The sequence below is a fragment of the Xenorhabdus hominickii genome, assembly GCF_002632725.1.
In the GTDB taxonomy this organism is placed as follows: Bacteria; Pseudomonadota; Gammaproteobacteria; order Enterobacterales; family Enterobacteriaceae; genus Xenorhabdus; species Xenorhabdus hominickii.
The window spans coordinates 3,206-11,709 of record NZ_NJAI01000004.1; the positions used below are offsets into that span (position 1 = coordinate 3,206).

Annotated in this window: 16 protein-coding genes; 6 read left to right on the plus strand and 10 right to left on the minus strand. The window is 41.3% G+C overall.

Features of this window, described 5'->3' with window-relative positions:
- Nucleotides 1–71: 71 nt before the first annotated feature.
- From Xhom_RS12370 to Xhom_RS12405, 8 genes are all read right to left on the minus strand, one after another.
- Nucleotides 72–545, minus strand: coding sequence for a recombination protein NinB (locus tag Xhom_RS12370; RefSeq protein WP_069315405.1), 474 nt, complete (start codon nt 543–545; stop codon nt 72–74).
- Nucleotides 546–722, minus strand: a complete 177-nt coding sequence (locus tag Xhom_RS12375; RefSeq protein ID WP_084022964.1) for a Lar family restriction alleviation protein — start codon at nt 720–722, stop codon at nt 546–548.
- On the minus strand, nt 719–1,003 hold the full coding sequence (locus Xhom_RS12380) for a hypothetical protein (protein ID WP_145957450.1): 285 nt from the start codon (nt 1,001–1,003) through the stop codon (nt 719–721). The genes Xhom_RS12375 and Xhom_RS12380 overlap by 4 nt, the downstream gene beginning before the upstream one ends.
- Entirely contained in the window at nt 1,000–1,356 is a 357-nt protein-coding gene (locus Xhom_RS12385; RefSeq protein ID WP_069315403.1) for a phage protein NinX family protein, read from the minus strand. Before Xhom_RS12385 ends, Xhom_RS12380 begins: the two co-directional genes overlap by 4 nt.
- Complete coding sequence (locus Xhom_RS12390) at nt 1,356–1,691, minus strand: nucleoside triphosphate pyrophosphohydrolase family protein (protein WP_198148735.1); 336 nt, start codon at nt 1,689–1,691, stop codon at nt 1,356–1,358. The genes Xhom_RS12385 and Xhom_RS12390 overlap by 1 nt, the downstream gene beginning before the upstream one ends.
- 1 nt (nt 1,692) lies before the next feature.
- Nucleotides 1,693–2,403, minus strand: a complete 711-nt coding sequence (locus tag Xhom_RS12395; RefSeq protein WP_069315402.1) for a replication protein P — start codon at nt 2,401–2,403, stop codon at nt 1,693–1,695.
- Complete coding sequence (locus Xhom_RS12400) at nt 2,400–3,323, minus strand: replication protein (RefSeq protein ID WP_069318394.1); 924 nt, start codon at nt 3,321–3,323, stop codon at nt 2,400–2,402. Before Xhom_RS12400 ends, Xhom_RS12395 begins: the two co-directional genes overlap by 4 nt.
- Nucleotides 3,324–3,703: 380 nt before the next feature.
- The gene (locus Xhom_RS12405; RefSeq protein ID WP_069315401.1) at nt 3,704–3,919 is read right to left on the minus strand and encodes a transcriptional regulator; all 216 of its coding nucleotides are present in this window, start codon (nt 3,917–3,919) and stop codon (nt 3,704–3,706) included.
- A gap of 103 nt (nt 3,920–4,022) precedes the next feature.
- Between Xhom_RS12405 and Xhom_RS12410 the strand changes: the two genes are divergently transcribed.
- The 4 genes from Xhom_RS12410 (at nt 4,023) to Xhom_RS12425 (ending at nt 6,950) form a co-directional block, all read left to right on the plus strand.
- Nucleotides 4,023–4,727 carry an XRE family transcriptional regulator gene (locus Xhom_RS12410; protein WP_069315400.1) on the plus strand — a complete coding sequence of 235 codons (705 nt, stop codon included), beginning with the start codon at nt 4,023–4,025 and terminating at the stop codon, nt 4,725–4,727.
- 154 nt (nt 4,728–4,881) lie between these two features.
- Nucleotides 4,882–5,442 (plus strand): hypothetical protein, encoded by a 561-nt coding sequence (locus Xhom_RS12415; protein ID WP_069315399.1) that lies wholly within the window; start codon nt 4,882–4,884, stop codon nt 5,440–5,442.
- Complete coding sequence (locus Xhom_RS12420; RefSeq protein WP_069315398.1) at nt 5,439–6,194, plus strand: DUF1828 domain-containing protein; 756 nt, start codon at nt 5,439–5,441, stop codon at nt 6,192–6,194. Before Xhom_RS12415 ends, Xhom_RS12420 begins: the two co-directional genes overlap by 4 nt.
- Before the next feature lie 360 nt (nt 6,195–6,554).
- Nucleotides 6,555–6,950: a hypothetical protein gene (locus Xhom_RS12425; RefSeq protein ID WP_232326244.1), complete on the plus strand. Its 396-nt coding sequence runs from the start codon at nt 6,555–6,557 to the stop codon at nt 6,948–6,950.
- Here Xhom_RS12425 and Xhom_RS27115 read toward each other — a convergent pair.
- Both Xhom_RS27115 and Xhom_RS45840 read right to left on the minus strand, forming a co-directional pair.
- Complete coding sequence (locus tag Xhom_RS27115) at nt 6,927–7,196, minus strand: hypothetical protein (RefSeq protein WP_069315397.1); 270 nt, start codon at nt 7,194–7,196, stop codon at nt 6,927–6,929. The two genes, Xhom_RS12425 and Xhom_RS27115, sit on opposite strands and share 24 nt — an antisense overlap.
- A gap of 224 nt (nt 7,197–7,420) precedes the next feature.
- On the minus strand, nt 7,421–7,660 hold the full coding sequence (locus Xhom_RS45840; RefSeq protein ID WP_418384819.1) for an ECs_2282 family putative zinc-binding protein: 240 nt from the start codon (nt 7,658–7,660) through the stop codon (nt 7,421–7,423).
- A 157-nt stretch (nt 7,661–7,817) separates the two neighbouring features.
- Between Xhom_RS45840 and Xhom_RS30195 the strand changes: the two genes are divergently transcribed.
- Both Xhom_RS30195 and Xhom_RS12435 read left to right on the plus strand, forming a co-directional pair.
- Nucleotides 7,818–7,979 carry a hypothetical protein gene (locus Xhom_RS30195; protein ID WP_157104592.1) on the plus strand — a complete coding sequence of 54 codons (162 nt, stop codon included), beginning with the start codon at nt 7,818–7,820 and terminating at the stop codon, nt 7,977–7,979.
- Nucleotides 7,980–8,066: 87 nt separating this feature from the next.
- A complete protein-coding gene (locus tag Xhom_RS12435) occupies nt 8,067–8,342 on the plus strand; it encodes a hypothetical protein (RefSeq protein WP_069315395.1) in 276 nt (91 codons plus the stop codon).
- Nucleotides 8,343–8,504: the final 162 nt, after the last annotated feature.

Here is an 8,504-nt window from a genome sequence, read left to right on the forward strand (position 1 = left end):
GTCGCCAACCACAAAAATACGCTGATACTGATCGCCATCGATTTTCAGGTAATTTCCGCTTCTGATTTCGTTCACCGTTCCTGCTCCTTCTTGAGTTTCTGTTTATCGCCGAATCGCTGCGCCCACTCCAGTTCTCGTTTGGCCTCGTCACTGAATACCACGCCTCTCTCTGCACCGAACCAGTGGGCACATTCGATAACCTCAGCTATTTCACCCACCTTCATTTTGCTGGTACGCATCCCGAAAAACACGATACCGCCGCCTAACCCTCTGGCAGAACGCCGTGCTTCGCCTTTGGTTTGTTTGTTCAGCACAGTAATTAAATCTTTCCAGTCTTCGCTGTCGTACCATTCGCCATCCCATTGAACCTGTTCTGCGATATCACCCAACGTTGCCCACATTTTGCGATTCTGAGCGTTAGTGCGCTTAGGTTCAGAGAGTTTAATTTCGTAGGGTTTCTTGGGGTCTAGCGGCAAATTCTTGATTGCTTCGATAACGTTTTGCTGGATGGATTTATTACTGAGATAGTATGTTTTGGATGACATCTAACCTCCGTTATTTGCCCTCTGGTTCCAGATTGTGATGGCCTCTTCCTCAGTTTTTGATGGTTCGGTCTGTTCAACTGAGCATTCACTACAGTAGATGAAGTATTTACCGCTATATTCCTCAGCGACATCGGATTCTCCATCACAAAATGGACACGGTTTGAGTTCGTCTGTCATGATTCTTCCTCGCCATTTTCCGCGTATACAATCCAATCACCAACACCGCGCCATTCACCAAATTTTGAATGGATCCGCGTTGTGCTTTCCGTTACAGGAAATATACCGATAAAGTGTTTGATAATTTTGATTGGATTACGGCATTCAGCACAACGGGCTGACCATCTGGTCGCACTGGCAGTTCTGATAAATGCTATCGATAATTCATATAACAATCTGAGTATAAACACTGAGAATACCAGATTGAAAATCATTGCCGATAAATACACATACCACATCATACCCCCTCCATCAGCTCATCAGGAATCTCAACTTCGTCGCCGATTTTGCCTAATACAACTAATCTACACGCCGCCTCTAAATGGCTATGTCCATATGCTACAGCTCCATCTAGCAGATAAGAATGAGCCTCAATAGTTGCATCAGTGACCCATTTGAATTCAATCCAATATTCCTCAATCAACTGCCCGCACTGTGCCCAGTCCCATGACGGAATGTATTCAGGTGCTATCACTATCCCATTAGGTGTGGAATAGCCGTTATAACCTGCCATCTTTTCCCATCCCTGAGCCATTGCCACCGCATAATCCAACGCACGGCCTGTCAACTCACTCGTTTTGATTTTCATTTTCATTAAAATGCCTTACCGCCAGCAGCAGATCGATTTTCTCGTTTATGGTCTGCCCGATGCCTGTTGTATGCTAATTTTTCAGCAATCGCGCCCTCAATGTCATAACCAAATGCCTCTGCATAATCCAGAATACGGATAACAGCATCGGCCAACTCCACTTCAGCCATAGGGCGATGTGGTAAATGATCGTCCATCAGATTTTTGCGCTCCCCCTCCATTGCCTCGCTGATTTCGGAGTGGATTAAACAGAGCAATGTTCCGCGTTCACGGGGATTATCCCACCAACCAGCATCAACATTTTGCTGGTGAATTTGTTGTTGTAGTTGTTTTATTTTCATCTCAAAAGTCCTTCTTGTGGGGTTTTAAATTTAATTTACGTCTGATTTCAGCCAGATGATTTAATGCCCGTTCATTGCTGGTTGGCAGGTGTAATTCGACAAGCTGCACTTTTGGCTCAGGGATCGGTTCTCCTGATTCCATCCGGCGTGACATGCTGATTAACTCCTGTTTACATCGTTTGCGTAACTCCGACTCACTCAGGTTCAATCCCATCATTTGAGAGTAGAGTTTTGTCACCATCCAGTAACACGCATGAGACGACCACGGGTAATGCTCTGGGGAGCTGTATAGCCCACGTTTGGCACTGTAGGTCATCACCATGTCATACAGTTCTGATTCGTCCGGCAATCCTGCATTCTGAATACTGCCCTGCTTGCACCACTGGACGAATTGTCCGGGTGATGGCCAGAACGGGGATTCACTGGCTCTGGCATGTCGCATTCCCGCAGATAGTTGCTCTTTGGTACGAATGCCGTTCTCAGCGAATGCGGCGATCCATTGTTGTTTAGCCAAATTCTCATCGGACTCATTCCGCAGGTTAGTTTGTGTTGCAGCAGGGAATACCTGTTTCAGTTGCCTGAACAGAGCATTAACCAATTTTTCGGCATTTTCATTCACCACGGGCTGATTATTAGACTGATAACCATCTGACAGTCGAGACAATGCCGTACCATCACGATTTGTAATGGCGTTAACCAGATTACGATTCATAGGAAATCCCCCCATGCCTCAGCAGTATTCCAGTTGCTGGATGATTCTGAGGTAGAGTTGGTGATCTGTTTACGGTTGGGCTGCATACTCTGTGATTCGAGCGTATCCCATTTTTCCCGCAGCTTGGCCGGGGACAGGATGTTGCAGTACCAGAACACATCCTGATTGGCCCATTTGAACAGGCGACAGATATCGGCATGGGTTCGGTTATCGGACTGCCTCATCAGTCGAATGTCATTAGCCCATGATGCCCAGTTAGGCTGTTTAGCATTGGGCTTGGCTATCTGCACTTTCTGGAATATCCACTCAGCCGCTTTCAGGTCGTCAGCATCCCCCCACTTATCGCCTTTAGGTGAACGGACAGCAGCATCAGGATTTGCCTTGCCAGGCGATTTAGATTTTCTCGGACGATCATCTAATAATTTATTATTAGATATATATTCTTGTTCATGATGTGCGGGGTTATGTGCGCCTTCATGTGCGGGGGTGGTGTCTGAGGCCGCGTCATTACTGGTCTCGTCATGTGCGCCTCTATGTGCGCCTTTATGTGCGGGTAAATCGTCTATTTTTTCAGCATAATCACTATAGTTTGTGATGGTGATCACTCTGCCTTTTCGCTTCTCTCCTTCGATGGAAATCATCCCTTCCTTAACAAAAAATGCCAGCATCCGTTCTACTGCATCACGACTGGTTGGCTTCCCGTTGCGGTCACACAGAGATAGCCCCAGATCAGCCGCCGTTACGACTAATTGGCCGGGTTGTAAAGGCCATATCTTGCCCTTGAAATTAGCTGTATAGGGTTGTCTGGCTGCATCCATAAGCAAATTTTCCCACAGCGTTCTGAGAAATACGTCTTTAGCCCACGGTTTATTTCTAATGCTCCGGTACAACGGGATAAAACCAGACTTCTGGTTCTCCATCCTGTTGCTCCTGATTTTTTTAGCCGTATTGAAATCAAAAACCTCCGCTGTATTCATACGACCTCCCTATCACTAAATTGATTTTTCATGTATAATTACCTCGTTGAAATGTTGTTTTGAGGGGCTTGCATACCTTCTCTCCGTCGTTAAATCGACATCTCAAGTTGCATTTCAGAGACCTCAGTTGTTGCCGCAACTGGGGTTTTTCTTTTTGTCCCTTCTGTAATGTCCATGCGTAAAATTCCTAATGTTTAGTTTTGTTTAATAAATGAACGAAAATATCAACTATGCTAGATAGATGATGGTGAATTGCCCTAACACGTATTCAGGGTGGGTATTGCTGTCTAGGATGTTAAAGAGCGATATAGGTATTTCTGTATTTATCTCACTGGGAATAAGTGCGGAAGGTCAGGCCGAATTTCATGAGCCTTAACTTTCCCTCCTGTAGCACTTACGATCTGGCTAACATATTCAGGAGAAACCTTTGATTTGTTATGTAGCCACTTATAGACCGCTTGTTGCGTTATGCCGCACGCCAGACCTAACTTTTTCTGCGACCCAACGACATCAATAGCGGTTTTAATTACATGGTTCATGAAAACCTCCGTTGTTATGTACAGATAATATAAAACTATAGTTGTTATTTGACAACAACTAAATTCGTTTGAAAAAACACAACCCAAGTTGTATTTTGCATATATGAAAACGACACTGGCAGAAAGATTAAAAAAAGCACGCAAACAAGCGGGCCTATCGCAAAAGGCGTTAGGAGAGCGTGTAGGCGTTACTCAAGCTTCCATCCAAAAATTGGAAGGAGGACGTGCTTCAAGCTCAACAAAGCTGATTGATATAGCTAAGACTCTTGGCGTTAGCCCTGAATGGCTTTCTGGTACTGGAGAAGACTCTGGTGCCACTTTAGGAAGCCTCGCGAGTTCTTCCATAGAAAATGAAATCAAACGCGATTCCCAATACTACAAAGTTGAAGTATTTGATGTGCAAGCAAGTGCGGGAAAAGGCGTTATGGTTCGAGATGAATTTATTGAAACCATTTTTTCTATTGAATACACAAGCGGAGAAGCGAAATCACTGTTTGGGGGTAGGCCGGCAAAAAACATAAAAATGATTGCTGTTAATGGTGACTCAATGTCCGGTACATTTGAGACTAAAGATCAAATATTTGTTGACATTTCAATAAATTATTTTGATGGGGATGGCATATATATTTTTGTTCTTGGTAATCAACTATATATAAAGAGATTACAGCTACAGTATAAAAAAATGGCGATTATTTCAGATAACAAGAAATATGAAACTTGGTACTTGGATGAGAGTGAAATTAGTGAGCTTTTTATTCAAGGAAAAGTTTTAGTTAGTCAATCACACGCATACAAATTTCACGGTTAACACTGTAGGCCGCACCTCGCGGCCTTATGCCTTGTATCACAAATCAGATAATTTTCGATCAAAAGATTAACAATAGTGATATAGGGTAAGATGATTCAGCCTCAATGTTCTAATGACATGTTCTAGTGGTGATAGATAAAATGGATAATTGACAGTGGCAAAATCTACAGATTACCTGCCTAGTCAGGCAGAAGTTGATGATGTACTTTACTGTAAAAAGCAGGTCGATTTTACTGGTGTTAGATGGGGAGACAAACCGCCTCCAAACAAACCTTTTTTATGGTTACAAATGAACCTGCTCCCAATTGACTCTGATGGAATACCTATTCAAGGGCTGTCCATTCTTATCCAGTGGAAACCTGATCATGAACCTAAACAGGAAGGCGATCCGGTTTATCCAAAGATAAATATTGTAGCTTTTTATAATAAAAAACGAGTTTTTGCTGTTGATACATATCCATTTGATGGACATACAAATCGTTACACAATAGACCACCCAGACTTTAAAGAGTATGTATTAGGTGCTCATTATCATGTTTACTACGAAGAAGCAGGGCACTATAGTAATATAGGGTTTCCAATCAAAAGCAACATAAAACCAGATGATTTGCTTGGCTATTGGGATTTTTTCTGTAAGAAATTAAACATTATTTGTATAGGGAAATTGCCATTACCTTTAGAAAATGATTCTGGACAAATAGGACTACCGTTATGATGTGCTCAACCGTGATATCAAATCTCGGGTTCGAGTGCCATCCAATTGGCTCTGAACTACTGAGAATAATTAGCCCATTCACTTATTGTGATGATGGTGAGCATGTTGGTGCCTTTGTCAAAGAGATAAATGGTAAATATCTAATAAGTGATAGATGTGATGCTTTAATGAATATGGAAGCTAGAGGGATTTCACTTACGAAAAAAAGGATTGAGGAAATCAGATCCTTTCTAAAGAACCAAGGCTCTGAATTGAATGATAGGGGTGAAATTATTGGCTGGGCGACAGAAGATACTGTTGGCTCTGTAACCTCCGATGTCATTCGAGCTGGAATTATAGCATCTACTTTATCACAAGATTGGCACCAACCAGTGCAAACAGAAAAATTTGAAGGTCAAGTTATAGACTTTTTATATCATACTGAACTAAAAGATATTATTTATTTGCGAAGCTCAGTTATGGGTATGAGTGGACACCAAATAACTGTACCAGTGACAATTAACACACTAACACCTAAGTATATTTTCACATCCAGTGTGAAAAAAAATAGCAGTTGGAACAGCGCTTACTCCTTGCTTGGTAAACTAATTGACCTTAAAAACGCTAATTCAGACTTGAGTAACAGATATGTTATTGTTGATAACGATTCTATAGGTGATCAAATTCAACAATTATCATTATTGTTTAATGAAACCAGTCATGTTTTACCATTTGCTAGAAGAGAAGCATGGGTTCACCGACTCGCAGCTTAAATATCTATCAATATATCCCCAGCCCTCCCCGCGAGGGCTTTTTTGTGCCCACCTATCCTTTCCTTGGTTAATTCGCGACCGCAATCACACATCAGAAAAAACATACAAAAAAATTCCCTTTAAAAACAACCTAAACAACACAAAAACAACCAAAATAAAAAATAAATACAACTACAGTTGTTGACAATAAAACAACTATAGTTTTAAATGAGCATATCCAAGGCACACAGCCAAAGATAAATGCAGTACCGCTCTTTAACAAAACGGGAAGTACCCAGCTCTGAATATGTGTTAGAGCAACCCACTGAGTAGGTTTCTGTGTGGCAGACCACAGCAAAAACTTACTTAGAGGAGGTAAATATGGTTAATGAAATTCGTCCAGCTTCTCTTAGGGGAACGGATAGCAAAGGGAAAGGCTCAGTGCCGATTAAGGTAAAGCCTGCGACCAAAAAAGAAGCCCCACCCAAAAAAGACAATGCAAAGTCACGCCGTTTAGCAAAGCAAATGGCGTTTTGGGATAGCAAACGGGCTAAACATGAAGCTAAACCAAAAAGCCGCTCAGTGGATAGAATTGTAAATTCAAATGATATTTACGCTCATCTTATTGTGGAACTCAATAAAGACATGTGTTCCGACAATCAACAAGAACCAACACCCAGTTTTGATAATTGCTGCATGAGTGACGTAGCTCTTTACTCAACCAAGCAAAGAGCTAGGAATAGGATATTGGAGTCAGGCGGGGTGACGGCGAGGTGAGATTTTCTTTCTCAGATATTTAATCAGCATTGATGGAATATAAACTATAGCCATGCTGATAAAGTACATCGTAACGAAATAAGCAAAGGTTTCTGGCGAAACACTAGGATAGTGTTCGCGTAGCCATAATTCGAGTGGCTCAGGACGAAACACTATTAACAGGATGTAACCCAAAAAAGCAAAGTTCGATTTGTTAGCTTTCTTAGCCAACCAGCCGGCAATCTTTTTCCACTGAATTCTATCCATAGATTAAATTTTATTCTCATTATTGTAGGGAATTTATTCTAACCGATTCCTTCGCGTTGGGGAATGCAAGAAACCACTGCCGCCTGAGGTGGTTAAATATGCAGGCACATTAAATTAACAATGGTAATAGTGAGGGCGTGATGGATAAAAACAAAAAGGCATCCATTGAAATTGAATTGGATGCCAGCGGTATGCAAAAGCAATTGGAGGAGTTAAAAGATATATTATCTAATTTTGAATTTACTTCCTTTGAAGGCGGCGCGGATCATTTCTTCGGCCTTTTGCTTAGCAATCTGTCTACTATGTGCGATGACATCATCCTTAGTAACGGCTCTTTTGCAACCATGACAGATGGTTCCCTCAAGTTCATCCAGTGTCTTAACTTCGGACTGAAATTCGAACTGCTTACTTCCGCACTGAGGGCAGATAAATCCAATCTGGATATTTTCGATATTCTCACTCATACATAAATCCTTTTGACATTAGGGAGATCGAATTATAACCAACTTCTTGACATTGGGGAATGCGAGGAAGCCCACGCCGCCTGAGTGGGTTATCAAATCAGGCAACTAACTCCAGCTCATTCCAAATAAACAATATTAATTCTGAAAGGAAATAAAAATGACTCCATCAATGAAATTTGTGGCTGAACATAAAGAAAAATTTGAACGCTATCGTCAGTGGGCTATATCCGAAGCGCCGCGTTCTGAAATTCGTCGTCGTTTGGCAAAACTGTGTTGGGTCGAACGTAAGTACTATCGTGAATGGATGGCGCTCAGTTGACTAACTCCAGCTCATTTCCGAGTGGGCTGTGGTGAGTGACTCTGATATATTCATGGATTAGACAATGGGATTCATGAGGGAATATGTGTGTTTGATGTAATAGAAGCAATGCCAGAACCAATATCATCATTAATATTGATGATATTTTGGATTAGCATGGTATATTTCTTATATGCCAGCGTGCTATGGTTTATTAGCTTTCCTTTAGGATTATTCTTTGCTTTCTTATTTGCTAAAAAAGCCAAAAGAAAACTAACCAAAATATTATTCGCCTTATTTTCATTGATATTAATATCACCAACAATAATTGCCTTATTATTTACCAGAGAAATTTTTACCCTTTTATTCTATCAGTTTGAATAAAACACTACCAAATACCAGCCTCGCCAATGCGGGGCTTTTTATTACCTGAATATAGGAAAATGATAATGAGTGATGAATCTGATAAAGAAATGGAAGAATTGATTCTAAATCATTATGAGGAGACCATAAAAAATATACAGTGGATTAAATGTAGTGATAGGT

Coding starts and splice junctions, on each gene's coding strand:
- Xhom_RS12390 (WP_198148735.1), bottom strand. CDS start 1,691: ATGAAAATAAAACAACTACAACAACAAATTCACCAGCAAAATGTTGAT.
- Xhom_RS12405 (WP_069315401.1), bottom strand. CDS start 3,919: ATGAACCATGTAATTAAAACCGCTATTGATGTCGTTGGGTCGCAGAAA.
- Xhom_RS30195 (WP_157104592.1), top strand. CDS start 7,818: ATGACTCCATCAATGAAATTTGTGGCTGAACATAAAGAAAAATTTGAA.
- Xhom_RS12420 (WP_069315398.1), top strand. CDS start 5,439: ATGATGTGCTCAACCGTGATATCAAATCTCGGGTTCGAGTGCCATCCA.
- Xhom_RS12410 (WP_069315400.1), top strand. CDS start 4,023: ATGAAAACGACACTGGCAGAAAGATTAAAAAAAGCACGCAAACAAGCG.
- Xhom_RS12425 (WP_232326244.1), top strand. CDS start 6,555: ATGGTTAATGAAATTCGTCCAGCTTCTCTTAGGGGAACGGATAGCAAA.
- Xhom_RS27115 (WP_069315397.1), bottom strand. CDS start 7,196: ATGGATAGAATTCAGTGGAAAAAGATTGCCGGCTGGTTGGCTAAGAAA.
- Xhom_RS12395 (WP_069315402.1), bottom strand. CDS start 2,403: ATGAATCGTAATCTGGTTAACGCCATTACAAATCGTGATGGTACGGCA.
- Xhom_RS12385 (WP_069315403.1), bottom strand. CDS start 1,356: ATGAAAATGAAAATCAAAACGAGTGAGTTGACAGGCCGTGCGTTGGAT.
- Xhom_RS12380 (WP_145957450.1), bottom strand. CDS start 1,003: ATGATGTGGTATGTGTATTTATCGGCAATGATTTTCAATCTGGTATTC.
- Xhom_RS12375 (WP_084022964.1), bottom strand. CDS start 722: ATGACAGACGAACTCAAACCGTGTCCATTTTGTGATGGAGAATCCGAT.
- Xhom_RS12370 (WP_069315405.1), bottom strand. CDS start 545: ATGTCATCCAAAACATACTATCTCAGTAATAAATCCATCCAGCAAAAC.
- Xhom_RS45840 (WP_418384819.1), bottom strand. CDS start 7,660: ATGAGTGAGAATATCGAAAATATCCAGATTGGATTTATCTGCCCTCAG.
- Xhom_RS12400 (WP_069318394.1), bottom strand. CDS start 3,323: ATGGAGAACCAGAAGTCTGGTTTTATCCCGTTGTACCGGAGCATTAGA.